This is a genomic window from Streptomyces sp. NPDC015220, assembly GCF_043079345.1.
Classification (GTDB): Bacteria; Actinomycetota; Actinomycetes; order Streptomycetales; family Streptomycetaceae; genus Streptomyces.
The window spans coordinates 80,278-105,509 of the sequence record NZ_JBIBUK010000017.1; the positions used below are offsets into that span (position 1 = coordinate 80,278).

The following is a 25,232-nucleotide window of genomic DNA, read 5'->3' on the forward strand; positions in this document are numbered from 1 at the left end:
CCGATGCCGGTTCACGAGGCGAGGACCGCGGCGAGCTCGCCCGGCCGGGCGGCGAACGGGCTGTGGCTGCCGGGCAGGGTATGCACAGTGAACGGGTTACCGGGGAAGGCCCGGTCGGCTTCCGCGATCATCAGGTCCTGCGCGGCCGGTGCCAGCGCCCGGTCCTCGGCGCAGCGCAGGAAGGTTCGTGGAATTCGTCCCCACCGTGCTGCGGTCAGGGTGACCGGAGCCGTCGGGATCGCCAGGGGCAGATCAGGGCTCAGCGCGGACCGCCACCGGTCAAAGCGGTCCAGGGGGGTGTCGTGGTAGTGGGTTTCCCGCAGTTCGTCAAGGTAGGCGGGATCCGGTGAGAGCGGATTGATCCGTACGGCGCCCAGGGTCTCGGGGTCGCCGAGGTTCAGGTTATGGCCCAGCGCAGAGGCGTTCTCGGGTGAGCCCAGATAGTCGAAGAACCGCGGCCGCCCGCCCGGGACGAAAGCGGACAGGTAGACGATCCGGTCCACCAGCTCGGGCGCCCGCTCCGCGGCCAGGGACGCGGGACCGCCGCCCGCGCTGTGCGCGACGAGCACGACCGTGCGATGGTGACGCACCTGGCGCAGGACGCTCAGTACTGCCTCGGCGCAGTCGTCCATCGTCAGGGTGGCGAGCTGTGACTTCTCGGTCAGCAGGCCCGGCTGGCCGGGCAGCAGGTATCCGGTGGGCAGGGGTGCGTCGAAGCCGTGCCCCGGCATGTCGATGGCCACGCTTGCAGCGCCCAGTCCGGCTAGCGCGCGCTGCGTCGCCGCCCACTGTCCGGAGCTGTGCCAGGCGCCGTGCACGAAAACGAAGACGGTGTCGGTCAGAGATACGTTCCTCATGGCTCCATTGCAGACAGGAATTACAGTGCTATCCATTCATAGATCTGGTAAGTGGCATGGCAATATCTTTGAGGTATTGCCACCAGCCGATGGGATGGAGGGCGGGTCATGGAAGCGCGGCACCTGCGGTACGCGGTTGCTCTCGCCGAGCACGAACACTTCGGCCGGGCGGCCGGCGAGCTGGGCATCGCGCAGCCGCCGCTGTCCAAGCAGATCGCCGACCTGGAGCGCGAGGTCGGGGCCCGGCTGTTCGACCGCACACGTCAGGGGGTGTTCCCGACCGCCGCTGGCGAGGCGTTCCTCGCGCGGGCCCGCCGGGCGCTCGACGAGATCGCGGCGGCCACGGTCGACGCGGGCCGGGCCGCGCGCGGCGAGACGGGACGTCTGCGCCTCGGCTTCATCGCCTCGGCACTGCTCGATCCGCTGCCGGGCGTCCTGAGCCGGTTCGGCCGCGAACGGCCCGATGTGAGACTGGAACTGCACGAGATGGCGACCAGCCGCAGCAGCCCGGCTCTCGTCGCCGGGGAGCTGGACGTGGCCATCACCCTGGGCCCGCCACGGGGTGCCGGAGCCGAGCATCTCGTGTCCGTCCCGATCGGACGCGACCACGTGATCGCTGTGGTAAGTACGGTGCACCCGTACGCGGGCCATCAGTCGGTAAGTGCCGATCAGTTGCGGCGACAGCCGCTGATCGTGTCGGCCGGCGAGGACGAGCCCGCTGTGGTCGCCGGACTGCGCACCCTGCTGGGCGCGGACTCATCGGCTCTCGGCGGCGCGACCGTCGCGAGGGATGTGCACACGATCATCGGCCTCGCCGCCTCGGGCGTGGGCGTCGGCCTGGGGCCGTCCCGCATGAGGGTGGTCCCGCGTCCGGGAGTGCGGTTCTGTGAAGTGACCCCGCGCACGCCCCTGCCCGATCTCGTCCTGTCCTTCGCGGCCCGCGATCACTCCCCGGTGCTGCGCGCCTTCCTCGACACCATCCGGAAGAACTGCCCCGACGTCGGTGCCGCGCTCAACGACCGGCTCCGGCCCCACACTTGATTCGGGCCGGTCTTCCCTTCGCATGCGCGTGTCCGGCCTTCCGGCACGGGTCGGCCTCGGCGTGAGGCGCACGGCGTACACGAGCGAGTCTCAGTGGGCGTTAAGTCCGATCTTCCTCAGTTCGTGATCGCTCGATCGTGGTAACGATCGCCGTGCGGGCGGCCTGGTGAGCATGTCCATACTGGGATACGGGGCGTGAAGAGAGAGCCGTACCTCAGCGATTTATCGGATGAGCAGTGGGCGTTGATCGAGCCGATGATCACTGCCTGGAAGCAGGACAGGGTGGCGCGGTCGGCGACCGGAGAGGCCGGGTCCTGCGACCTGAGGGAGGTCGTGAACGCGATTTTCTATCAGAACCGGACGGGCTGCCAGTGGCGTCTCCTGCCGCATGACTTCCCGGCGTGGTCGGCGGTGTTCTACTACTTCAGCCTGTGGCGTGAGGACGGGCTCGACCAGCGGATCCAGGAACTCCTGCGCTGCCAGGTGCGGGAGAAGGCCCGCCGATTAGAGGACCCGTCCCTCGTGATCATCGACACCCAGTCGGTCCGCGCCGCGGCGGGTGTCCCGAAGACCACGACGGGGCTGGACTCGAACAAGAAGGTGTCGGGGCGCAAGCGGGGACTGGCCGTCGACATTCTCGGGCTGATCATCGGCGTCGCTGTCCTGGCCGCTTCCGCGCATGACAACGCCGCCGGCACCGTCCTGCTCGACCAGGCCGCCGAGCGGTGCGGGATGCGTCTGGAGAAGGCCCTGGTGGACCAGGGCTTCAAGGACGAAGTCGTCATTCACGGCGCCCTGCTGGACATCGACGTCGAGGTCGTCCGCCGCAACCCTGCTGACCAGGGCAAAGGTTTTGTCCCGCAGCCGAAGCGATGGGTGGTGGAGCAGACGAACGGCACGTTGATGCTGCACCGGCGTCTCACCCGTGAGTACGACCACCGGCCCGACACCTCCGCCTCACGCGTCTACTGGGCCTCCACCGCGAACATGGCCCGCCGCCTCACCACCCCGACCCCGGCCTGGCGTGACACCCTCAAGTTGGCCGCGTGAACGTCTCCGAACTCTTGGCCGGCCTTCAGGCCCAGCAGGACGAGGCCACCGCCCGGGCCGCAGAGCTACGGAGCCAGATCGAGCACCTCACCGCTGCCCTGGCCGAGACCGAAGCGCGACTCACGCAACTGGCCACCACCCGCAAGGTCATCACGGAGCTTGCTCCTGTAGGAGCCGAACCCGACCCACCCGAGGTCGGCACCGCCTACCAGGCCATCGTGAACGCCTTCAGCCAGCACCCCGACCAGGAGTTTCGAGCCCGTGAGCTGCACGAACTCCTCGGCATGCCCACCGGTGAGGCATCCGTCAACATCACCCGCAGTCGGCTGGGCCGCCTCACCCGACAAGGCTTCCTCACCCAACCCGGACGAGGCCGCTACCAGAAACGGACTTAGTACTGCAGTTGCGGTTCTTCATTTGTCCTGGTCAGCGGCCTGTTTTTGAGTCTACTAAGCTGACGGTCTGTCATGTTGGTTGCGGTTCGTGACTCACTCGATCGGGACGCGTTCGGCGTTGGTAGTGGCAGTGGCGGGCGATGGCCTGGTGCCGGCGGCGCCAGTTCGACCAGTCGAGAGGACGGGCCGTTCGCGCTGTGGGCCGGGGTGGGGGACGAAGAGCGTCCATGAGCCGTCGGATCTCTGCCACTGTGAGGGGAACGATGCTGGTGGGAGCGTTTCTTCGTCCCCCCTTTCGAGCGCACGGGCTGCCATCGCGGCAAGGAAGGCGTGGGCGAGCATGGCGAGCGTGATGTGCCGGTACCAGCCGACGTAACGGCGGACCTCGTACTCGTCCAGGCCGCACTCGTTCTTCGCGGCCTGGAAGCACTCCTCGATCGCCCAGCGGGCGCCGGCGACGCGGACGAGCTCAGTGACGGTCGTGCCGGCCGGGGCATAGGCCAGGTAGTAGGCGACCTCGTCGGGCCGGGCCAGGCTGCGGCGGGCCAGGACCCAGCGGTGGTGTGCCGGATCCTCACCGTCGAACTCAACGACGGCGGGAAGCCGGGCCGCGGCCCAGTCGTAGACCCGCGGGCCCTTGGAACCCGCACCGCACGAGATCCGCTCCCAGGCCTCGTCCGGGGCGCCGGCCAGGACGTGGTCGATCCGCCCGAACGAGGGCACCTGCTGGGACTTCGGGACCGCCAGCACGTATCCGACCTGGGCCTCCTCGAGCATCCGCCGGAAACGCAACTCCTGACCGTAGGCGGCGTCCGCGGTTACCCATGCGATCGGCAGCGCCGAGGACAACGCCCGCAACACCAGGCCGCGAGCCAGTTCCGGCTTGGTCGCGAAGCTGCGCTGATCGGGGATCCTCGCGGCCCGGCACCGCTCCGGGTCATCGGTCCAGGACTTGGGCAGATACAGCTCGCGATCCACCAGGGCCCGACCCTTGTCGGAGGCACAGGCCGCGAAGACGCCGATCTGGCAGTTCTCCGTGCGCCCCGCAGTTCCCGAGTATTGGCGCTGCACTCCTGCGGAGACGACGCCCTTCTTGATGAAGCCGGTGTCATCGACGATGAGGACACCGTCGGGCGCGCCGAGCCGCTCGGCGACATAACAGCTCACGCACCCGCCTGCGCAGGGCGACGAGCTCAGCCTCCATCCCCCCGGCCGCCACCGCCGCGGCCGGGCGCGGCACGGTGTGGCCGCCCGTGCGCCGGCCGTCGGCCGCGCGTATCCAGTTCCGCAGTGTCTCGGTGTTCACGCCCAGGTCCGCGGCGACCGACTTGATCGTCGCCCCGGGCCGGGACCGGTACAACGCGACCGCGTCCGCCTTGAACTCGGCTGGGTAGTGCTTCATCGCCATCAGTACAAAACTCCAGTCCTCAGATCCTCAAGATCCAAGTGTCTCTGGTGTCCAAGATCCGGGATCAAGGCCCGTGACCCTGCACGGGGGTGGCACGGACATCGCCCAGGCCCGCCATCGGGCGGCCGGTTTTCTCGCCCGGGTGCAGGCCGAGCACGGGCTGCCGGTCTCGCAGCGCGCGATGGATGTGACGCAGTTGGTGGTCAGCGAGCTGGTCACCAACGCCCGCAAGTACGCTCCCGGCCCGGCGCTGTTGGACCTGCGGATCACCGGCGACACGGTCGAGGTCGTGGTGTGGGACTCCGATCCGGTGCTGCCGATCGCGCGGGCCGCGGACGCCGGCCGGGTCGGGCAGCACGGTCTGGAGATCGTGATGGCCGTCTGCCAGGGCTTCGAAGCGCAGCGCGAGCCGGTCGGCAAACGCATCACCGCCCGCATCGCCCTGCTGGACGATCCGGGCGGTGCGGTCGCCGGACGCCGGCCCCTGTAACAGCCGGGCAGGGCAAGGCGGGGAAGGGGCACGGGCGGAGCGCCTGTCCGGCCCCTCGAGTGCCGGCCGGCCGGCGAGGGGGCGACGCCCGCGCAACGGGTCGAGCGAGCGGAACCACGGCCCGGCCGTGGGTGGGCTGGACGACAGCCCCGGCTACGGGCTCGGCTCCGGTCTCGCCGTCGCCCATTGGCTGCCGGGCGGCAAGAGACGCGTGTGGCCGGTGGGGGGTGGTTCCTGCGAGACTGGATTCATGCCGAAGAAGCGAACGCCCGACAAGACTTTCGCCGAGGTGATGGCCTCCCTGGAGCATGTGGAAGGGTCCGATCCGGCCACCGGTGACCTCTCCCCCGCGAGCGCGGGTGAACTCGTCGACGGTCAGGGCTGTCTCTGGGTGAAGAGCCAGGGGCCGCTGGACGCCCGAGTGGCCAGGCGACTCGTGCGCGGCGCGGACGAGATGATCATCGGGGAGGGCGCCGGGGAGGTGCTGAGGCCGGTGCCGGTCGAGGAGCGTGAGACTGCATGGTTGCTGATCAAGGACCGGCTGGACGCTCCCGAGTCCGGCACCTACCAGGCGTACGACTTTCGCTCGAAGGACGGCCGGGTGCTGCTGTACGTCGAGGAGTTCTGCTGACCCTGTACAGATGGCGTGCGTCGGGGCGGTCAGGAATTCCTGACCGCCCCGACGTTCATGTCACCTTCCTCGATCCCCTGCCGGGGTTCACCACCTGTAGTGGTTCGTGCGGAAGATCCGTCCGAACCGGTTGATGAAGTCGACGTGGACGTGGTTGCCGGAGCCGCACGGACCGCGGTAGCGGCAGCGGCCTCCGGTCCGCGCGACCTGCTTGGCCTGGCGGATTGCGGCGCTCTTGCTGCTGAACCGGGTGGGGTGCCACCAGTTCAGTACGTTGCGCTTCTTCGGGATGTACCTGGCGCAGTTGTGGACCAGCGCCGACCGGCCGTCGGTGACCACGAAGTAGGTGTGGCTGCCGGCGACGGTCAGGTTGAAGACGGTGCGGACCGCCTGCGTGCGACTGGTGGCCGTAACCTCCGGCGCCAGCCCGCTCGGGTTCGACAGACGCGAGCCCGGCGTCAGTCGGAACGCCTCGGTCCAGCCTCGGCCCTGGACGAAGAAGGGGTGGTTGGCGGTCGCAGTGATCTTCTTCGACCGGCCGTCTCCGTCCGCGTCCACGGACAGGGTGACGAGATCCTTGGTGCCGTGTCCGATGATCACGTCGCTGACCGGGGAGAGGGTGATCTCACCGGTGATCTCGTCCACCGCCTGGACCAGGTCTCCGACCTCCACCTGGCTGATCGGCAGGGTGCTGCCGTCGGCCATGACGACCGGCGTCTCGGGCAGGAAGGAGTTCCACCGGCAGCTGCGGCCGATGGTCCGTGCGGCCCGCAGGGCGCGGTAACCGCGGTAGGCCCGGTAACCCCAGGCGGCGGCGCCGAGGCCGGGGACGAAGCCGGCCGCGGTGAGCGCGATGTCCCACTTGTTGCGCCAGGCCCACCGCTTGGCCTTCTTGACGAACTTCTTCCAGCCCCACTTGCCGTCGAGGTCGAAGCAGTTGACCGGATCGGCCGAACAGTACTCGTAGGCGTTGGCGTTGCCCCCGCGCTGCGGGTCGAGGGACAGGAACCGGCCGGTGGCGGGGTTGTACTGGCGTACGCCCATGAGGGTGTAGCCGGCCACCGTCTCGCTGGAGCGCTGCTTGCCGCCCAGCCAGCCATAGCGCACGGCCTGCTGCTTGTCGCGCGGGTTGCCGTACTCGTCGGTGTCGAGGACGATCGGCGCCTCGCCCGCGTTGAGCGGGAGCTGGAGTGCCACGTCACCGTGGATGTCGGTGAACTGCAGCACTGTGTCCCCGGTTGCGCTGGTGACCGCGCCGAGGTTCCCGGACAGGGAGTCCACGTTGCGGGTGAGGGCGCCCGTGGCGGTGTTCTCGACGATCCAGCGCGGGTTGTCGTTGTCGCCGTCGTAGTGGTTGAGTTTGTTCTCGGTCGGCGACCAGCTGCCGCCGCTGTTGCTCTCCACCGTCCAGCCGCGGAAGCGCTGAGCGGCGTCGAGGCTCCAGGTCTGCCGCTTGGTGCCGCTGGTCTGCTGGTAGGCGAGGTCGTTGGCGTAGTAGCCGACGCTCACGCCCCCCGGCAGGGTGGTGGTGCGGCCGAACGCGTCGTAGGCGTAGCCCGCGTCGGTGATGCGGTCGGCGCTGTCGAACGTCGAGGTCTTGCTGGTTCCTCCGGTGGTGGGGCAGTCCACGCCTGGCGCGGAGGCGGCCGTGGTCAGGGACGTACGGTTGGCGTGCTTGTCGAACCCGTAGATCCGCCGCGTGCAGACCGTCTCCACGGTGTCGTCGACCTGGTTCAGGCGGCCGGCGGCGTCGTAGCGGTAGGTCTGGTCCGACCAGCCGGCGTGGCCGGTCGTCTGGCCCTGCACGGACTCGGTGACGGCGTCGGACATCACGACGGTGCCGTCGCTGTCACGCGTATAGGTCCGGCCGACCGCGGCGCCGGTGGTGTCCTCGGTCTGGGTGAGGGTGTAGCCGCCGGGCAGCTTCTCCGTGGCGACCGAGCCATCCGCGTCGTACGTCGCCTGGAAGACTCCGGCGACGCTGTCCGTCGCCTTCGTCGCCAGGCCTCGCGGCTCGACGCCGTGGTCGTAGGTGAAGGTGACGCTGGACGGGACGGTGTCGCCGACCTTGACCGGGCGGTCCAGCAGGTCGTACTCGGTCGTGGTCTTCCCGCCGTCGGCGTCCGTGTACGAGACGAGCCGGCCGAGCCTGTCGTGGACCCGCGTGATGGTGCCGCCGGTCGGCGACGTCGTGCGGCTCTCCCTGCCGGTGGCCGGGTCGTACTCGGTCGTGGCGTCCGGGACGGCCTGACCGCTGCCGCCGGTGACCTTCACGGTGACGGGGCGGCCCGCCGCGTCGTACGTGGTGGTCGTGGTCCGTGTGACGCCGTTGGCCGTATCGGTGCCGACCGTGGCGTTGCCCCACCAGTCGTACTCGGTGGTGGTGGCCGGCAACTGGGTCGGATTGCTGCCGCCGCCGGTGATCGCTCCACCGGGTCCGGTGGAGCACACCAGGTCGGCCCACTCCGGGCGACCGGCGCACGTGCCGGTGCCCGTCGCGGACCAGTACGTGGTCACGACGGTTCCCGCGTCCGCCCCGGTGCTGCCGGTGTTGTACGTCTTGACCACGCGGCCCAGCGAGTCGTACTCGGTGGTGGTTGTGATCGCCAGGCCGGCCGGGTCCTGGACGGACTTCACCGGCAGGCCCTTGGCCCAGTCGTACACGGTCTGCACGACCCGGGTCTCACCGTGCACGCCGGGATGCTCACGGACCTGGGCACCGGTGGTGACCTGGGTGACCTGGTCCTTCACCTTGGCCGTGCCGTCGGTCGGCCGGCCCTGGTCGTAGGCGTTGACGGTCCAACTGCGGGCGGTGACGGGCGAGCCGGCCGCCACCAGGGTGGTGGTGCCGGACTTCAGGTCCGCGGTGAGGTCGACGCGCCGCAGCGGGCCGAACTCCTCCAGCTCCCGGGTGCCGTTGTCGTTGTAGAGGGACCTCGTGGTGAGCAGGTCGGCGCGCTCGGACGAGGACAGCGAGGCGATGCCCAGTTCGGCCTGCGTGGCCCGGTCCGCGGTGGTCGCACCGAGTGCTACGGCCCGGTTGGCCGCCGTCAGCTCACGGACGCTGTTGCCGAAGCGGTCGTACTCGGTCGTCGTGATGTGCCCGCCGGGTGTCGCGGCGTTCACCGCGCGGCCCGAGGCGCCCATGTATGTGACGTCCGCGCGCTGGTAGGACGTGGCGGACAGGGCGCTGCCCGCGTTCGACGCCGGAACGGCGTCGGCGGGGAACACGGCGGTCGCGTCGGTCGGCGTGTCCGTCTGGCCCCAGGCTTTCACGTCGGCGGCGCCCATCTTGTACGGGGCCGTGGTGCCGGTCAGCGGCACGTCGTAGACGACGCTGGTGGCGGCCGTCCCCTCGACCACGTCGAGGGTGCCCTGCCGCAGCGCGGGCCGCGACGCCTTCAGCAGCATGCCGTCACCGGCCGCGCTGCTCGAACCGGCCTTGCCGTAGGTGAACGTCCACGGGAGCTGACCGGGCGGCGTGACCTGAGTGACGCGGCCTGCGGTGTCGTAGGCGTACTGCGTCTTCAGCACCGGGCTGGTCAGCGGGTTCCACGTCTCGGTGAGGCGGCCCGCGTCATCGTACTGGTAGGTCTGCACCGCCTTGGAGGTCGCCGCGGCGGCTGCGGGCTCGGTCGACCAGAGACGGATCTCCTTGACCTGGCCGGCGAAGTCACCGAGCGCGGACGGGGTCGCCGTGGTGGTCGTGGCGTAGACGAACTCCAGCGCACGGCAGCCCTTGGTGGCCGGCGTGGCCGTGCATGTCGCGGCGGACGCGGCCGACGTCGGCGCGATGACGCGCTTGGGACGGGCCAGTGTTTTGCCGCCGATGTTGACCGTCTCGGAGACCACGGTCGTCGACGTCTGGGCGAGGCCGTCCATCAATGCGCTGGAAACCTGCCAGGTCGCCGCGGCCGGATCCGGCTTGGTGAACTCGGTGACCGTGCCCTCAGTGTCAGAGAGAGTGAAACTGCCGGTCACGCTGCCGGTGAGCGTCAGCTCCTCGGAGCCGGGCTCCGGTATCCAGCCGGTCCTCGCCGCATTCGCGGTGAAGGAGATCTCCTCACCCTCCAGGTCCACCACGGCCACGGCCGTGTCGGAGATCCTCTGCAGGTGCGAGTAGTCGGAGTCGGTGGCCTCGGCGACGGTGCCCGACACCCACTCCTTACCGAAGATGGCCACCTGGCCCGCCTGCTGCGCCCCGGCGTCCGGCTTGCGGGAGGACGCGGTGCGGGTCACCGACAGGTCGAAGTGCGTGGTATCGGTGGCGGACAGGGCGTAGTCACCGGTGAGCAGGTTCAGCGAACCGGGACCGACCTCGTCGGTCGCGGCGCCGGAAGCGGTGCGGTCGACGACCACGGTCAGCGGCTGCGTGCCGCCCGACGCGTTGTTCGGCCCGGTGAAATCGGCCTTGATCTGGGCGGTGCCGTCCGGGTCCACCGTCCTGGTCGCGTCCCATACCAGCCGGTCGTTCCTGCCTGCGGTGAGGGCCACGGGCCAGGCGGTCAGCGGCGTGCCGGCGGAAGTGACGTGACCCGCGGGAATCTGCACCCACGGATCGGCCTCCGAGCGGCGCCAGGAGAAGGAGACCTTGTCGTACTTCGATCCGTCGGCCTCGGCGACGAGCGGCAGGCGTCGGGCGGTGCGCTCGCCCTCGTCGGGCTGAACGAAGCCGCCCGGCCCGGCGTGGAAGGTGTAGTCGACGGCCTCGGACTTGTTGTCGCCCTTGTCGACCTGCCGGACCTGCAAGGTGTGGGTGCCGTCCTTGGGCGGGGCGATGCCGAGGGCCTTGGCGGCGGTGGAACCACCGGTGGAGACCTTCGTCCACGTCACGCCGTCCAGCGACCACTCGAGCCAGTTGTGATCGGTGCCGTTGGGGGTGACGGTGAAGGTGCCGGTCTGGCCCGCGCCCTTGACCCAGGCGGCGGACGGGTAGTCCGTGGACGTGACCGAGGTGGGGGCGGAGGGAGCGGTGGTGTCGACCGTGAAGGTCTTCCACTCGGACCAGCCGAGATTGTAGTGGGCGCCGTCGTACGGCGAGGTGCGGAACTTGTACGTCTTGCCGCCGGCCAGCACACCGGCCGGAACGGTCACGGAGGCGACCTGTCCCGAGTTCACCCACGGCGAGACGATGACGTTCCCGACCTGGGTGTTGGTGGCGGTGTCGAAGATCTGGAAGGTGCCGTTGACCTTGTCACCGTTGGGGTCGACGAACGTGTCCCGCAGGGTCGGGGTCGTGGTGTTGACCACGTAGGCGCCGCCGTAGGAGAAGAACGGCGGACCCGCTTCCTGCTTCGTCCCCGTGCGCGGCCGGTAGTTGTAGGTGACGACCAGCTTCGGCGGATTGGACGCCGCGTTCGCGGAGTTGACGCGCTTCCACTGCCCCGTAACGCTCTCGTCGGAGGCGCGCAGACCCATGTGAGACCGGGCTGCCTTCGCCGAGGCCCATTCCTGGACCAGAGTGGTGACGTTGGCGTTGATCCACCCATCCGGTTGCGCACTGCAGGAGGCATTGCCCCTGGTCTCAGAGGAGGTGGCCCTTTCGGCGGTCCACGCCGGCTGCGCCGACCACCGTGAGGAGGTCGACGCGGCTCCGGTGGCCCACACCTCCCACGGCTGTGTGGGGCACGAGGTTCCCGTGTAGTTGCCGGAGTGGAAATTCCACAGCGACAGCTTGGCGTCCGTCACCAACGCGTCGGCGATCGGCGCGGTGTTCCAGGTGATGAACGAACGGGCCGTGCGGAAGGTGCCGTCAGCGTTCTTCGTGCCCGGATTGCCCAGGTCCAGCTCGGTGTCAGCGGACCAGTCGACCGTCTCGCCCTGCTGAACGTAGGTGTCGAAGACGTTACTCAGTGAGGAGGTGGACGGGTCAACCGTCACCGGGTACTTGGTCTTCGGGTCGGCGAGGAACTGTGCGTCCGGGGTGACGACCAGGTCGACCGAGCCCTTGTGCTGGATGACCTTCAGGCCGACCTTGGCGCGGTGACTGTGCTCGCCGGACACCCTGTCGGTCGTCGCGTCCCACATCACCGGGGCGGGCATGACGGCCCGCTTCTTGTTCTTCTTGTCGGTGAAGAGGAGGCTGCCGTCCTCCTGCTGCCTGACCGTCAGGCCCTTGGCCTTCAGCGGTAGCGTGTAGGAGTAGCCGTCCACGGCCGGACGCTGACGGATGTCGACGTATTGCTCGTAGCCGGTGCGGGTCGCCTCGACGACGACGTCGGCGCCGGGTACCGCGTTCACGTAGGCGGCACGGGTGCCGTTCAGTTGCGGTTCGGGCAGGCCGCCCTTCCACTGCAGCGTGATCTGCTCATCGCCCTCCCCCAGGGTCACCAGGTCCTGCGCCGCGGCGGTGGCCGTTTCCTTCAGCGAGCGGACCTTGGAGCCGCCGCCGGGGTTCAGCCGCAGCCCGTTGGGGTGACCGACGGGCTCCACCGGACCGCCGGTCTGTCTGGTCAGGGTCAGGTCCACCGGACGCCACTTGCCGTCCTCCTGGAAGCGGACCGGACCGGCAGTGAGCTCCGTGGTGAGCGAGCCGTCCTCGTTCGCCCACGTCGTCGAGGTCTCGGTGCGCTCGGAGAGTGCCTCGACCCGCCTGCCCCCAAACGCGCGGCCACTCTGGCGGACGGGATGTCGGCAGCCTGCGTCACCGCGGGCTCCGGCCTCTCCTGTGACCGGTCGGCATCAGCAGCGACCGCCGTACTCGTGACGCTGAGCAGCGAAACGGATAAGGCCAGGGCAAGGCCGCCCGCCATGCAGCGGAGGCTCCTTCCCGACCAAGGCCGACTCCGGTCCTCCGGAGTGGGCAGATGGGTCGTCATGAATCCTCGTTCTCTTCAGATTGTCATGCACCACCCATGTGGTGCTCATGCGAAGGTAACGAGACATAAAAGAGTAGGTAATGTAACAACGCGGCACAAGCGAGGTTCAAAGGACTCCAGAAATCGAAGCGATCTAGGCCACTTGTGCGACTGGGGCCGAGTCGAGTCCTGTGCCGTGTACACCTGTCCATGCAGGTGGATGCGGAGTGTCGTCGCCCGCCTCGGACCGTTTCCTGCTCCGATGCCCCCTCCGGCCTCGAAGCACTGCCGTCTGTGCGGCTCAGACGGTCCGGCCGGTGGCGGCGGATCTCGCGGACGGCTGCGCGGTAGGCGCTGACCAGGATGAGGCCACAGCCGGCCGGTTGCGACGTGGTGGGCCATTCACCGAGCACGACCGCGCCCAGCGCGACCGCACCCACGCCGGAGTCGCACGTTCCGGGATCACGGCGCGGACACCGCGTCTGCGCAGGTGGTCACGGATCTCGCACTACGCGTCGACCTTGACCGCCCAGTCGGCTGCCCCGGGGGGCAGTCCGGGCATCAGGGCTGTCGCGGTGCCGGGGGAAGGGGAGGTGGGTGCGCACCCGCCGGCCCGGCAGAACACTCCGCACGAAGGCGACGAACTCTTCTCGCAGTACGCCGATGCAGTTCTGAGGGGACAGCAGTTCCAACCAGTCGGTGCGGATCAGGATCCGGAAGAGCCGGTGCGCGCCGTTGGGCGAACGCTCCCTCCACTCCCCCGGCATCGCTCGGCGGCCCGGGCGGACTGCTTCACGCCTGTGGGGCCACCCCGATCAGCGGTGGCCCCGCAGCTGACGCCGGCGCTGGCTGAGCGTCAGTTCGTCCCATGGTGTGCGGGTCAGTGGTGGCCCCTGCGGCGGTGGCCCCAGGACTGGTCGTCGACGAAGCGGCCGCGGTCGTTGCGCAGGGTCGCAGTGTCATGGTCATCGTTCCGGACGGCCGTCACCGCCGCGTGCCGGGCCCGGTAGTTCGAAGGGCCCGGCGGCCGTGGGTGCCCGACGGACGGTCCGTGCACGTGGTGTGACACAGGCCGTTGGTCAGGTCGCGGTTGGGGCTGACCCGACATCAGGGTTCGGGAGGGGGAGGCGCTCACCGTGACCGTCCCCCGGTAGAAGGCGTGATCCGACACCTTCAGGTACTTGCCGTCGGCGTCCCGGGCGGCCTCCGTTTCGCGGTCCGTGAACACCGTGCCCGCGGCGTCCTTGAGGTACATGGGGATGGCGTCACCGCTGAGCGTGGCGTGGGCGGTGGTCTCCGAGAAGAAGATGTAGTCGATCTTGCTGTTGCGCTTGTCGGCGGGCAGCGGCGACAGGTTGACAAGGGTCGCCTCACCGGTCCGGCAGCTCGTGTCGGTGCCCACGACACAGTCCGGCTCCGGCTGGGTCCAGTACGCGGGGTTGTCGTGGTCGGCTTCGTAGAACCTGCCGATGCCTCCGCCCGGCGGGGCACTGGCACGGTAGAAGCTGTCCAGGGCCGGGGTGCGGTTCTGGTACGGGAGCGTGTTGAAGTCCACGGCCGCTGCAATACGACACCGGATGGACGGCCTGTCCCGCCCGCGCATGCCGACGAGCGCGCCATGCTGGAGGCATGGCTGGACTTTCACCGTGCGACTCTGGCCCTGAAGTGTTCGGGCCTGGAAGATGATCAATTACGGCTGGCCGCGGTAGACGCCATGCCTATGAGGCTGTGAGCCTGAGAGGTGAAGCTGGCATCAGTGCTTCCGCGCCCGCCCTGGTACCGCCCGCCGGCCAGGAGGACAGAGGACGATGAAGTCGTGGGCGAGCACGACCAGAACCAGGAGCACGTCGCCGAACCGGCGCGGCCGCCGTTGTCGACCGCCCAGGCCCGGGAGATGACGGCCGGGCTGCGCGCGGCGATGGACGACGTCCGGCGCTCCGTGGCGTTGCTCGCCGCCCGGGCCCGCGACGCGCACGCCGCCCGCGCCCGGTACGCGGGCAAGCGCACCGCCGTGATCGGCTCCGGCGCCTCCGCCTTCACCGCCCTCGCCTACCTCGCCAAGTCCGGCGACGGCGCGGGGACGAAGGAGGTGTGGATCCTGCGCCGGGGCATCTCGGGCTCCACCTTCGGCGGTGGCACCGCAGATCAGCCACCCGCCCGCGGCGCCCTGGGCCTGGCGGCGAAGGCCGCCGTCGACGAGGGCCACGCGGACGCGGTCACCGGCTTCCGCACCGAGGCGATCGAGCGGGCGGACGACGGCCGTCTGATCCTGGTCGGCGAGGACGGCCGCCGCCTGGACCCGGTCGACGAAGTGATCGTGCTGACCGGCTTCCGCCCCGACCTGACCTTCCTGAACGAGCTGCGCCTGGGCCTCGACGAGCGCCTCCAGGCACCCCTCGCCCTGGCTCCGCTGATCGACCCCAACCAGCACTCCTGCGGCACCGTCTGCCCCCACGACCACCGCGAACTCTCCCACCCCGAGCAGGGCGTCTACCTGGTCGGGATGAAGTCCTACGGCCGCGCCCCGACCTTCCTCGCCATGACCGGCTACGAGCAGGTCCGCTCCGTCGCCGCCGCGATCGCCGGCGACCTCCACGCGGCCGACCGCGTGGAACTGACCCTGCCCGAGACGGGAGTCTGGGCGCCGGCCTGTTCGACGCTCCCGACGCCCAGGAGGGTGATAGCGACGGCGGCGGTTGCTGCGCTCCCGCGCCGCAGCTCCTCCAGCTCGGCGCCCCCGCCGCAGCCGGGACGGCTGCCGATCAGCCCCCGGCAGGCGGCTGCTGCGGCTCATGACCAGCCTGGGCGCATTAACTCGCGGGGCCGCGACCGTCGGAGGACCGGCCGCAGCCCCGCGCCGCCCTGCCCGCCCTCTGCGCCACGCAGATCGTGAGCTGGGGCATCGCCCACTACTCCTTCCCCGCCCTCACCCCCAGATCACCGCCGCGACCGGCCGGCCGGGGCCATCACCGCGGCGCCCCCTTCGGCCTCGCCGGCGCCAACGCCGTCGCGGCACTCGGCACGTTCACGGAGGTGGCGTCAGGCCATCGACTGTAGGCCCGATATGTCGGGTTCGTCTCGCCGGAATGGGCCACCACCCTCGCCGTGGGCGTGTCGGCCATCGCGCCGTACTGCACGCGCGAGATCACGACGCGCCGGGCGAGTTCGACATCGGTGCCTGCCCGGACCGTGACTCACACACCGGGCAACGACCGCCCACACCACCCCTGACAAACCCCCAGAACACCAACTACCCAGATCAAGGCATGTCCCGCAGCGCAGCGCCCCAGGGACAAGCGACAGCCCCGTGGCAACCGGAGGCTTGCCCTTCGTTGCGGTCAAGTGATTCAGCGTCATCACGCTGCTGTGCTATCGGATGCCTCCAGCCACGCGTCCTCGCGCATGGTGCGCCCTTCCCTTCCGTTCCACGGCTGCGGCCGTGCCGGGACCGCCACCGTACGGTCACGCCGTCTCGCCGGCGACCGGGGGGAGTCCGGCCACGCACCCGGGGCACCAGCCGCCGCTCTCGCACCACGGGCGTTCCTCGTTCTGCGTGGACAGGGCCTTGGCATGCCGGTGCAGCGTGCACGCCAGCGCGTAGGTGCTCTCTTCCCCGCGGATCACCTGGGCGTTGTCCTCGGGATGGTCGTAAACCAGATCCCATCCCGGGACCACGGACGGGCCGAGAGCATCGACGCGTCGGCGGCCGTCACTGCTGACGTGGGTGGTGCGCTCCATGCGGTTGGTCTCCTCCGTGATGTCCCGCCCGGCCCGTGCGGGCGGGTGCTCAGGCGGCGTCGGAGTGCCGCCGGCCGGTCCGCGGACGCGCGACGGGCCCCCGCCCGCCGCCCTGGATCAGGCGCAGGTGCCGGGGGTGGGCGTGGCGGGGTCGTTGGGGGGTGCGGGTCAGCCGGTTCTCGATGCGGTCCATGCCGTACAGCAGCAGGGCCACGGAGGGCAGCAGCAGGCAGGCGACGATGACCACGGTGGCGGGCTCCCTTTCGGCAGGCAACCACTTACGGATGCCCGCGCCGTAGCCGGACAGCGGTCCGCTCGCGTGAAAGACCCGAGCACCTTCTCTGCGCCGCCCGGCTGTTACAGGGGCCGGCGTCCGGCGACCGCACCGCCCGGATCGTCCAGCAGGGCGATGCGGGCGGTGATGCGTTTGCCGACCGGCTCGCGCTGCGCTTCGAAGCCCTGGCAGACGGCCATCACGATCTCCAGACCGTGCTGCCCGACCCGGCCGGCGTCCGCGGCCCGCGCGATCGGCAGCACCGGATCGGAGTCCCACACCACGACCTCGACCGTGTCGCCGGTGATCCGCAGGTCCAACAGCGCCGGACCGGGAGCGTACTTGCGGGCGTTGGTGACCAGCTCACTGACCACCAACTGCGTCACATCCACCGCACGCTGCGAGACCGGCAGCCCGTGCTCGGCCTGCACCCGGGCGAGAAAACCGGCCGCCCGATGGCGGGCCTGGGCGATGTCCGCGCCGCCCCCGTCCAGGGCCACCGTGGCCTTTAGAGCCTTCTCGCCCGGTGTGACGCCGTCCTCGCCCACGGGAACCGATTCCATTCCAACCGCCTTCTGCCCCGTACCCCCGTACGTCCCCCGCGCGCGCATACCCACGCATGGATGGATGACGCCTGACGACCCTCTGTCGGCTCCATCACATCTGGGCATCATCTACCACCTGCGGGGCAGCAGTTTTGGAGGACGTCTGGCTGTGCCAGGATCACCGACATGGCTGAGGAAAAAATGACGGGCACCGAACAGGTAGTGCAGCCAGGCCAGCTGTCCGTAGAGGCCTCCACCACCAGCGGCGTCCACGTGATCACCGTGGCCGGGGAGATCGACCACCACACCGGCGAGGCACTCCGCCAGGCCCTGGACCTCTCCGGCACACCCCGCCCCCGCGTCGTAGTGGACATGCAACGGGTGGCCTTCATCGACTCCAGCGGCATCAACGTCCTCATCGCCGCCCACCGTGCCCTCACCGAGGCCGGCGGCTCGCTCCGCCTGGCCGCACCCGGCAAGGTCGTGCTGCGGACCCTGTCCCTCGTCGGCGTCGACACCGTCATCGACTGCCACGAAACCCTCGACCAAGCCCTCACCGACTGACCACTCCCCCAGGCCGACCACGCGCCGACCAGGCGTCGTTGAGGGGACTTCGTGGCCGCGGTCACTCGGTGGTGTGGTACAGGACAAGACCGCGTGTCAGTACCGGCATCCGGCGGCGACGCAACAGCGCTCACCCAGCCCTGTCTGCCATGATGGGGGGAGCAACAGTCAAATATTGTGGATAGTTCGCCCAGCCGATCCCGGAACAACACCCGGCTCGGCGATCGCTGTCAGGAGTGCAGCGGGCCATAGCTCACGAAGAAGTGCCCGGAGGCGTGACTCATGGGGTATCCCAACTGCACATCTGTGAGCATGCGCAGGATGAACTCACCAACTTCGCAATCGAATTGCTGCTCGTCGTCGCCTTCCGACTGCGTGACCACGGTCCACTCGTCAGGATCGGTCGCGCCCATCGACCACATGAGTCCGAGCTCGTATTCTGACCAGCCCCAAGGCACGAGTCCACCGGATGCCAGGTCGGGGCCGTAGCCGTACCTTTTCCACGGGTTGCGGCCGGCGCCGGGGCCGCCGGGCACGGCGAGCTCGAAGTACTCGTCGAAGCTGCCGGCGCCGAACAGGTCGACGACCTCCTTGTAGTCGCTGGGTAGCCGTGTGCCGAGGTCGGCCTCTATGGCGGGCCAGTCCACGCGCGGCCCGGGTATCGGTTCCCAGCCGGTGAGGATGCGCAGCTTCTCGGCCCAGGAGGCGCCTTGCGGGAAACCGGCAGCCGCCGGGTCCTGGCGGTGGGTGATCACGGCGACAGACCGTGGGCCGTCCGGGGACGCGACCAGGCCGCACCCGACCCAGCGGTTCCGGTAGCCCCAGCCCCGCATTTCCAGCAATTCCCCAGCCCCGAAGGGCTCGGCCAGCGGCAGGCCGGTGCGTTCGCTGAGCGACGGATCGACGAACCCGCCCGCTGCCAGGTTCCGGTGCTGCCCCGCCCACCGGCCGATTTCCGCGACGAGTTCATGCAGGTTCGTGCCCGGCGGGGCCTCCAGGATGATGGGTTCATCCAGATTGGGGGGATTCCCGTTGATGAGGCGCCAGACGCTGTCGACGAATGCATTGGTTCCCACGGCCGACAGTCAACCCCATGCCACTGACATCCCTGCGGCGACCAGGCCCGCCGCAGGCCGCCCGTCCGGCGCCATCGCGGTCGTCCTCCTCAGGCGGCCAGGGTTTCGGTGCCCTCGACCAGGACTCCGCGTTCGAATCGGGCCCCGGCGCGCACGAGGGCGACGAGGTGGGGTGCGTTCACGGCCCGCCACCGCTGTTGGGCGGACTCGACGAGCTTGAAGACCATGGCGAGTGCGGCGGCCGCACTGCCGGCGCCCCGGGTGACCTTCGTTTCTTGTTCCTGGGCGCGGGTACCGGCAGACCCCAGGCGGACGCGCAGGCGTTCCTTGCCCTTGCGGCCGTGGTAGTCGACGGTGCGGGTGTCCAGGCCCATGTAGCGGGCGATCCGCTTGGTGGGGTAGCCGAGCAGGTGGCGCAGGGCGATTACGGTGAAGTGGCGGGTGGGTAGTTCCAGGATCGCCTCGGACAGGCCGCCGGCGCTGGCGCTGATGGCCAGCTGGCTGCGGACGGCGTTGAGGTTGTGGGTTACGGGCCCGTTGATGAGGAACGCCGGCGGGCGTCCGTCCTGGCGCAGGCGGCGGGTGACGCCGCGGTGGAGCACGGCGAGGGTCTGCTGTTCGAGGTCGCCCTGCTGCAGCAGTGCGACCCAGCCGCCCAGGGTCTCGGAGTCGCCCCACCGGTCGCTGGGGCGGTGCAGACTCTCCTCAAGGCGGCTCGTGACCTCACGCCCGCCGCCCGCCAGAAAGAGAGTGCCGGACGGCGTCAGTCGATGAGAACGCACAACCACCCCCCTCCCCGACGCCCTCGACCACCGACTGCCCGACCACCGCAGCACCGCCCGACCAGGTCACGACCCCCGGGCGCTCTCCCCCAACTCCGTCCGTCCGTCGCGGTCAGCCGCGAACGTGCAGCCCGAAACCCGTGCGGCCCGCGGGCTCCAATCCCTCCTTCAGATGCAGCGAGGGGATCTCGTAGTCGCCGAAGTTCTGCCGCCGGAACGCGATCGGCTCGGTCGACTCCAGGGTGAGCAGGCGCTGCTCCCAGGCCTTGGCGACGTCCGGGTACCGTTCAGCGGTCATCCGGTCGGTGCCATACAGCAGGAACGGCGGCAGCACCTCGATGCCCGGATAGTAGAGGATGCCGTGGTGGATCGGGAACAGCAGGTCGTCGATGGGACCGTTGATCCCACGAGCGGCGTAATGCGACTGGGGGCCGCCGGCGGTCACCGACAGCAGAGCCCTCCTGCCCGCGAGGGTGCCTTCGCCGAACCGCTCGCCGTACTTGGTGTCGCTGTGCTCACCGACGCCGTACGCGAAGTGGAAGGTGAACACCCGGTCCACCCAGCCTTTGAGGATCGCGGGCATCGAGTACCACCAGAGCGGGAACTGAAAGATGATCATGTCGGTCCACAGCAGCTTCTCCTGTTCGGCGAGCACGTCCCGGGTGAGCGTTCCGGCGTCGAAGGCCCGGCCAGAGTCACGGGCGACCGTCAGCGGACGTGAGGCGTTCGGGCCGTAGTCCGCGGCGTCCACGATCGCCTTCCAGTTCATCGCGTACAGATCGCTCACCCGCACCTCGTGCCCGGCGTTCTCCAACGTGGACACCGCGAGGTCCTTGAGCGAGCCGTTGAGCGACTTCGGTTCCGGGTGGGCATAGACGATCAGCGTCTTCATGGAAACTCCTTCGGATCGGATGCCTTCGATCCTGGACGCCACGGCGTCCGGCGTTCAGGGGCTCCCGTGGCGCCGGGCGGCAATCTGGGCGAGGATGTCATCCAGGCGGTCGCCGTCCTCGAGTCCGACGTAGAGGCGGTTGGTGCGCGCGCCCCGGGTCATCTGAACGTAGACGCCTTCGCGGTGGGAGCGTGCGGAGGCGATCGCGTGGGAGGTGTCCACGGTCATGCCCTGGGAGCGGTGGATGGTGGAGGCGTAGCCGAGCTCGCACTGGGCGGCCAGGTAGTCGGCGGGCAGGCGGATGCGGCCGCGGTGCTGGGTGTGGCGGACCACCACGTCCCCGTCCGGGAGGATCTTGGTGACGGTCCAGGTGTCGCCGTTCTTCACGAAGTCCCGCCCGCCGCGCACGGTCATGCGGCGGCGGTTGAGGCGGGTGACGATCATGTCGCCGACGTGCGCGCGCTGCCCGGCGCGCAAGGGGGCGGCCCATCGGGTGTCGACGGTGCCGGCGGCGATGTGATGCGCCTGGGCGCGCACGTTGAGCGCGGTCACCGTCGCGGTGTCGGCGGCCGTCATCAGCGAGGTGAGCCCCTTGTCCAGGTCCTTGGCCCAGGCGTTGAAGACCATGTCGCACATCGCCTCATACGTTCCGGCGACGATCCGGCCCTTGTCGCGGTACCAGTCGAAGACCGCTCGGTTGTCCTCGCCGTCGCGCAGGATCAGGGAGGCGTCGGCCTCTCCGGGCACACGGAAGCGGTGCAGCTGGTCGAGTTCGACCGCGCCGCCGGCCCGGGAGATGAGCCGCAGGGCTCCCCCGGCCTCGACGGCGGCGAGCTGGTGCGGGTCGCCGAGCAGGCGCACCACCGCCCCGGCAGCTGCGGCATCCGCGAGGATCTCGTCGAGCAGGAGGGTGCCGGCCATGCCCGCCTCGTCGATGAGGACGACGTCGCCGGGGCGTAGCTGGAAGTCCACGGCGACGGTCTTGCCTTCGGCGGCGCGCCTGCGCTGGTGCAGCCAGGAGTGCAGGGTGTGGGCGCGCCGGTCGAGGTCGCTGCCGAGTACTTTCGCCGCTCGGGAGGACGGTGCGAGCGGGATCAGGCGTCCGCCGGCCGCGTCCACGGCATGGGCCACCAGCTTCATCGCCGTCGTCTTTCCGGCGCCCGCAGGTCCAAGGCCGGCCAGCAGAAGTTGCTCGGACAGGACGAAGGAGGCGGCGAGCGCGCGCTGTCCGGCGTCCATCGGGCCGCACTCCAGAGCAGCGACGCGGTGGAACGTGCCCCGTCCGACCGGCGGGATCACGCTGGTGCGGGCGGCGGCCAGCAGCCGGTTCTCGGCGGCGAGCAGGGAGTGGGTGGTGTAGGTGGCTGAGCCGATGGGCCGGTAGATGCTGGTGCCGTCGGGGCGTTGCAGATCGGGGTGTGGCGGGTTGATCTCGGGCGGGGTGATGTCCAGGCAGTCGCCGTGGGCAAGAACCCTCTCGGTGATCTCCTCGGCCGCCTGCGGCGCGGCGGTGGCTCCGGCCAGGGTCCGCATCAGGTAGCGGCGCGCCTCGGCCAGCACGTGGCGGCGGCGGAACGTCGTACGCCGCCCGGTCACCGCGGCCAGGACTTCGTCGGCCGCCGCGGCAAGGTCGAACGCGGCCGGGGCGGGCCGCTCCTTTGCGGCGGCGCGGGCGGTGGCGAGCAGGTTGTCGACGGTCGTGCGGTCGGTGACGGCGATCGCCCGGGCCCGCCAGTCGGCGAGGAGTTCGTCCAGGGAACGGGCCTGACGCTTGGGCGGGCGTGTCTTCACGGTGGCCTGCCATTGCAGCCGGGTCCTGGCCGGCCGTGCGGGCTGGCGGCCGTGACGGCGCCGGTAGGCGTCGAAGAGGGAGTCGGCCATGGTGCGCACGGCGTGCGAGCGCTGCGCGAACGCGGCGCGCAGCCGCCGGTCGATGCCCATGATGTGCATCACCGGTCGCTGGCCGGGGGTGACCTCGACTTCTTCGGTGGCAACGCCCAGCCGGGCGCAGGCGAGTTCGAGGGCGCGCTGGTTGAACAGTTCGCTGGCGACGACGATGTCGCGCAGCAGGAGGCGGGAGTCCAGGTTGCGCCAGCGCCCGTCGGGGCCCTTCACGCGCGGAGATATGACCGCGTGCTCGTGCAGCATCGGATCGCCCGCGCGGGACTCGTAGTGCAGGTGGACCGCGGCCAGGAGCCCGGGTTCGGCCCGCTGCTGGGCCACGCCGCCCGGCCCGGTGCGCACCGCGAGGGCGTTGTGCTCGATCCAGGCCAGGGCCTCGGTGCGGGCCTGGGCCAGGACCTGAAGGACGATGCGGCGCACCTCGGGGCCGTCGAGCGCGAACAGCAGCGAGAGTTCCTCGTTGGAGAAGCACAGGTCGTATCCGGTCACGGCGCGGCGCTGCGGGCCGCTGCGGGCAGCCAGGTACCGGCCGAGCTCGGCGCCGTCCGCAGGGGCGCGGTGGTACTCGGCCTCGAAAGCGCGCGCCGCACACCGCATCCGCACGTCGCGCGTCTCTGCCTTCGTCAGCGGGCGGCACAGCCGCTGGCTGACGTGCTCCAGGACTTGCTCGATCTCCTGGTCGAGTGGGGAGAGATCGGCCAGGCTCGGCACGGCCGGCCCGAGTTTGGCGGCCTTCATGGCCCGCTTGCGCGAGGCCCCGGCGGCCAGTTCGCGGGCGGTGATCTCCTCGGCGTCGGGGTGCATGCCGAGCCCGAACAGGGCCCGCATCTGCGCGTCGGTCACGATCCCGGACAGCCCCAGAGCGCGCGCTCCCTGCCCGTGCCACACCCCGGGCGGCACCCCGGGCACGCTGGAGGACACCGTCAGCTCGGCACCCGGGGCGCCGTCGCCGCAGGCGATGCCCAGCCGGTAGTAGCGCTCCCGCCCCGCGGTGAACGCGTTCGCTGTCATCCCCACGACGCCAGAAGATCACCCCGTACAGGGCCGGTGCGGGCGAAGACCGGCCCGAGGCCCCGAACCTCCCAGGGCTCGAAAAACGACCTTCGAACGCGTCCCGCCGGACGGGAAAACGCCCCGCGAGCACGGGCAGGCGTCAAAAGTGCCAGAGGTGTACAGGGACCGACCCGCCACCGGCCGGCGACCACACACCCCCGCCCTCAGCGACTCCGACTACCGACCCAGCACCCCGGCCTTCCGCATACCACCGGCACCCACCGACATTCCCGGTTCCGCCGCCACCCCTCCCCCCGGTCCCCCCCTGTCCGGGGTCCTCTCCCCTGCCGTTGCGGGGGCGTCCCGCGAGCGGGACCGGGCGCAGCGACGGGCGTGCTACGGCCTGGGACGCGAGCGCCTTGGCCGCCCTGGCGGGGGTGCGGGCGGCTGAGACTGACCGGGCGCGGCCTGCCACAGGGGTGGGCGCGGGATGGCTGGGAGGTGGCTGTGGTGGCGTCGAGCCGGACCAAGGGCACGGGGAAGAACAGCGTGACGCTGGCGCGCCGGAAGGCGGCGCTGGCGCGGGCCGCGGAGCGGATGGCCGAGCAGCGGCGGGAGGCGGAGGAGGTGGAGGCGCAGCGGCTGCGCAAGGAGGCGCGGTTCGACGAGTTGGTGGCCGACTTCGAGCTGGCGGTGGAGGACGAAGCTGCGGCTGCCGCCAGGGTGGAGGAGGAGGTGCGGCGGGTGCGTGAGCGCGGCCAGGTGCAGATCGACGAGGCGAAGGCGGCGGCGGCGCGGGTCGTGCTGGCGATGGGTGAGGCCGGGGAGACGGTGGCCGGGTGCGGGCAGCGGTTGGGTGTGGGGGTGGAGCGGGTCAAGGAGCTGCGGCGGCTGGGGCGCGAGGTTCTGGTCGGCGAGGGCGCGGCGCCGGAGAGGGGGAAGGCGGGCGGTCCGGAGAAGTCGGTGGCCGTGCGGAGGACGGCGGCGTCGCAGCGGGAGTCGGAGGGCGGGCCGGGCGGGGAGCAGCAGCTGGGTGGTGGTCCTGGTCCGGGGCAGGTGGGCGACCGGCCGCGCGGGGTGGGTGCGGCTCCGGTCGCCGCTCCCCCGGTGACGGCTCCGACTGCTCCCCCGGCGTCGGAGGCCGCTCCGGTCCGGTCCGCTGCTCCGGGTGTTTTCTCGACCGCTGCGCCGGCGGGGCCTTCGGGGGCGCCGGGCGGTGGGGGCGGGGCCCGGCCGGGGTGGCCGGAGTCGTCACGGTGACGGTAGGTGCGGGCATGGAGCGGCCCCGGCTGCCGCGCGGGGCGGTGGCCGGGGCCGGGGTTGGGGTCAGCTCTGTTGGTTCGACCAGGGTGCGGCGGGGCGCTGCGGGGCGGCGGCCTGGGGGGCGGGCCCCTGCTGCTGAGGCCAGGCGGCCGGTGTGGTGGTCTGCTGGGGCGCGGCGGCCTGCTGGGGGATGTGGCCGGTGAAGCGGTGGGGGTCGACGTCCTTGAGGTAGACGGTGACGGGGGCCTGGTCGGAGACGAAGATCCGTTCGTGGATGCCGGGTGGGGTGGGGATCCACCAGGTGGTGTCGTCGCGGCGCTGGGTGCGGCGGATGAGCGGCGGGGGGAGGGTGACCTCCTCGGTGATGTTGGTGTCCGGGTTGGTCTCGGGGACCGTGATGTGATCGACGGTGCTGAAGAGACCTGCGTAGGCGGCGAGTTCGTTGATGGTGGTCTCGTGTTTCACGGCGCTCCCCCCTTCTGGTGGTGGCCTGGGCTGGCGGGTTCGTTTGGGACGGTAGGCGGGCCGGGGAGC

The 25,232-nt window shown here is 70.4% G+C and carries 19 protein-coding genes and 5 pseudogenes; 9 read left to right on the forward strand and 15 right to left on the reverse strand.

From position 1 onward, the window contains the following. Positions 1 to 11: 11 nt before the first annotated feature. Positions 12 to 857, reverse strand: a complete 846-nt coding sequence (locus ACF061_RS27925) for an alpha/beta fold hydrolase (protein ID WP_392269739.1) — start codon at positions 855 to 857, stop codon at positions 12 to 14. 108 nt (positions 858 to 965) lie between these two features. On the opposite strand from ACF061_RS27925, the gene ACF061_RS27930 reads away from it, so the two are divergent. The 3 genes from ACF061_RS27930 to ACF061_RS27940 all read left to right on the forward strand — a co-directional run bounded on the left by ACF061_RS27930 (position 966) and on the right by ACF061_RS27940 (position 3,343). Further along, a complete protein-coding gene (locus ACF061_RS27930; RefSeq protein WP_392269740.1) occupies positions 966 to 1,898 on the forward strand; it encodes a LysR family transcriptional regulator in 933 nt (310 codons plus the stop codon). Positions 1,899 to 2,093: 195 nt separating this feature from the next. Beyond that, the gene (locus ACF061_RS27935) at positions 2,094 to 2,948 is read left to right on the forward strand and encodes an IS5 family transposase (protein ID WP_392269741.1); all 855 of its coding nucleotides are present in this window, start codon (positions 2,094 to 2,096) and stop codon (positions 2,946 to 2,948) included. After that, on the forward strand, positions 2,945 to 3,343 hold the full coding sequence (locus tag ACF061_RS27940) for a hypothetical protein (RefSeq protein WP_392269742.1): 399 nt from the start codon (positions 2,945 to 2,947) through the stop codon (positions 3,341 to 3,343). The genes ACF061_RS27935 and ACF061_RS27940 overlap by 4 nt, the downstream gene beginning before the upstream one ends. Before the next feature lie 93 nt (positions 3,344 to 3,436). Here ACF061_RS27940 and ACF061_RS27945 read toward each other — a convergent pair whose 3' ends face one another. Both ACF061_RS27945 and ACF061_RS27950 read right to left on the reverse strand, forming a co-directional pair. Beyond that, positions 3,437 to 4,510, reverse strand: coding sequence for an IS701 family transposase (locus ACF061_RS27945; protein WP_392269743.1), 1,074 nt, complete (start codon positions 4,508 to 4,510; stop codon positions 3,437 to 3,439). Further along, the gene (locus ACF061_RS27950; protein WP_392269744.1) at positions 4,452 to 4,751 is read right to left on the reverse strand and encodes a transposase; all 300 of its coding nucleotides are present in this window, start codon (positions 4,749 to 4,751) and stop codon (positions 4,452 to 4,454) included. Before ACF061_RS27950 ends, ACF061_RS27945 begins: the two co-directional genes overlap by 59 nt. 73 nt (positions 4,752 to 4,824) lie before the next feature. On the opposite strand from ACF061_RS27950, the gene ACF061_RS27955 reads away from it, so the two are divergent. After that, positions 4,825 to 5,241 carry an ATP-binding protein gene (locus ACF061_RS27955; RefSeq protein WP_392269745.1) on the forward strand — a complete coding sequence of 139 codons (417 nt, stop codon included), beginning with the start codon at positions 4,825 to 4,827 and terminating at the stop codon, positions 5,239 to 5,241. A 250-nt stretch (positions 5,242 to 5,491) separates the two neighbouring features. Continuing rightward, positions 5,492 to 5,872, forward strand: coding sequence for a hypothetical protein (locus ACF061_RS27960; RefSeq protein WP_392269746.1), 381 nt, complete (start codon positions 5,492 to 5,494; stop codon positions 5,870 to 5,872). Between the two features lie 87 nt (positions 5,873 to 5,959). On the opposite strand, the gene ACF061_RS27965 is transcribed toward ACF061_RS27960, so the two are convergent. From ACF061_RS27965 to ACF061_RS27975, 3 genes and pseudogenes are all read right to left on the reverse strand, one after another. Further along, positions 5,960 to 6,577 carry a polymorphic toxin-type HINT domain-containing protein gene (locus tag ACF061_RS27965; RefSeq protein WP_392269805.1) on the reverse strand — a complete coding sequence of 206 codons (618 nt, stop codon included), beginning with the start codon at positions 6,575 to 6,577 and terminating at the stop codon, positions 5,960 to 5,962. A 48-nt stretch (positions 6,578 to 6,625) separates the two neighbouring features. Further along, positions 6,626 to 12,624: pseudogene (locus ACF061_RS27970) on the reverse strand (DNRLRE domain-containing protein); the annotation flags it as partial. A gap of 925 nt (positions 12,625 to 13,549) precedes the next feature. After that, positions 13,550 to 14,224, reverse strand: coding sequence for a hypothetical protein (locus ACF061_RS27975; RefSeq protein WP_392269747.1), 675 nt, complete (start codon positions 14,222 to 14,224; stop codon positions 13,550 to 13,552). Between ACF061_RS27975 and ACF061_RS27980 the strand changes: the two are divergent. Then, positions 14,198 to 14,398 (forward strand): annotated as a pseudogene (locus ACF061_RS27980) (hypothetical protein); the annotation flags it as partial. The gene ACF061_RS27975 and the pseudogene ACF061_RS27980 sit on opposite strands and share 27 nt — an antisense overlap. A 246-nt stretch (positions 14,399 to 14,644) precedes the next feature. Next, positions 14,645 to 15,465: pseudogene (locus ACF061_RS27985) on the forward strand (flavoprotein); the annotation flags it as partial. Between the two features lie 666 nt (positions 15,466 to 16,131). Here the strand turns inward: ACF061_RS27985 and ACF061_RS27990 are convergent. The 3 genes from ACF061_RS27990 to ACF061_RS28000 form a co-directional block, all read right to left on the reverse strand. Then, a complete protein-coding gene (locus ACF061_RS27990) occupies positions 16,132 to 16,407 on the reverse strand; it encodes a hypothetical protein (protein ID WP_392269748.1) in 276 nt (91 codons plus the stop codon). A gap of 49 nt (positions 16,408 to 16,456) precedes the next feature. Further along, positions 16,457 to 16,681 (reverse strand): hypothetical protein, encoded by a 225-nt coding sequence (locus ACF061_RS27995; protein WP_392269749.1) that lies wholly within the window; start codon positions 16,679 to 16,681, stop codon positions 16,457 to 16,459. 83 nt (positions 16,682 to 16,764) lie between these two features. After that, complete coding sequence (locus ACF061_RS28000; protein WP_392269750.1) at positions 16,765 to 17,244, reverse strand: ATP-binding protein; 480 nt, start codon at positions 17,242 to 17,244, stop codon at positions 16,765 to 16,767. Between the two features lie 168 nt (positions 17,245 to 17,412). On the opposite strand from ACF061_RS28000, the gene ACF061_RS28005 reads away from it, so the two are divergent. Then, entirely contained in the window at positions 17,413 to 17,790 is a 378-nt protein-coding gene (locus ACF061_RS28005) for an STAS domain-containing protein (RefSeq protein ID WP_392269751.1), read from the forward strand. A gap of 230 nt (positions 17,791 to 18,020) precedes the next feature. Here the strand turns inward: ACF061_RS28005 and ACF061_RS28010 are convergent, their stop codons facing one another. From ACF061_RS28010 to mobF, 5 genes and pseudogenes are all read right to left on the reverse strand, one after another. Further along, positions 18,021 to 18,866: a hypothetical protein gene (locus ACF061_RS28010; protein WP_392269752.1), complete on the reverse strand. Its 846-nt coding sequence runs from the start codon at positions 18,864 to 18,866 to the stop codon at positions 18,021 to 18,023. Positions 18,867 to 18,955: 89 nt separating this feature from the next. Beyond that, positions 18,956 to 19,138, reverse strand: a pseudogene (locus ACF061_RS28015) (IS256 family transposase); the annotation flags it as partial. Positions 19,139 to 19,243: 105 nt separating this feature from the next. Beyond that, positions 19,244 to 19,702: pseudogene (locus tag ACF061_RS28020) on the reverse strand (hypothetical protein); the annotation flags it as partial. Positions 19,703 to 19,760: 58 nt separating this feature from the next. After that, positions 19,761 to 20,540, reverse strand: a complete 780-nt coding sequence (locus ACF061_RS28025; protein ID WP_392269753.1) for an NAD(P)H-dependent oxidoreductase — start codon at positions 20,538 to 20,540, stop codon at positions 19,761 to 19,763. Between the two features lie 54 nt (positions 20,541 to 20,594). Further along, positions 20,595 to 23,453 carry a MobF family relaxase gene (gene mobF / locus ACF061_RS28030; protein WP_392269754.1) on the reverse strand — a complete coding sequence of 953 codons (2,859 nt, stop codon included), beginning with the start codon at positions 23,451 to 23,453 and terminating at the stop codon, positions 20,595 to 20,597. A gap of 492 nt (positions 23,454 to 23,945) precedes the next feature. Here mobF and ACF061_RS28035 point away from each other — a divergent pair, with 492 nt between their 5' ends. Beyond that, the gene (locus tag ACF061_RS28035) at positions 23,946 to 24,695 is read left to right on the forward strand and encodes a hypothetical protein (RefSeq protein WP_392269755.1); all 750 of its coding nucleotides are present in this window, start codon (positions 23,946 to 23,948) and stop codon (positions 24,693 to 24,695) included. A gap of 66 nt (positions 24,696 to 24,761) precedes the next feature. Here the strand turns inward: ACF061_RS28035 and ACF061_RS28040 are convergent, their stop codons facing one another. Beyond that, positions 24,762 to 25,163 (reverse strand): hypothetical protein, encoded by a 402-nt coding sequence (locus ACF061_RS28040; protein WP_392269756.1) that lies wholly within the window; start codon positions 25,161 to 25,163, stop codon positions 24,762 to 24,764. Positions 25,164 to 25,232 lie beyond the last annotated feature (69 nt).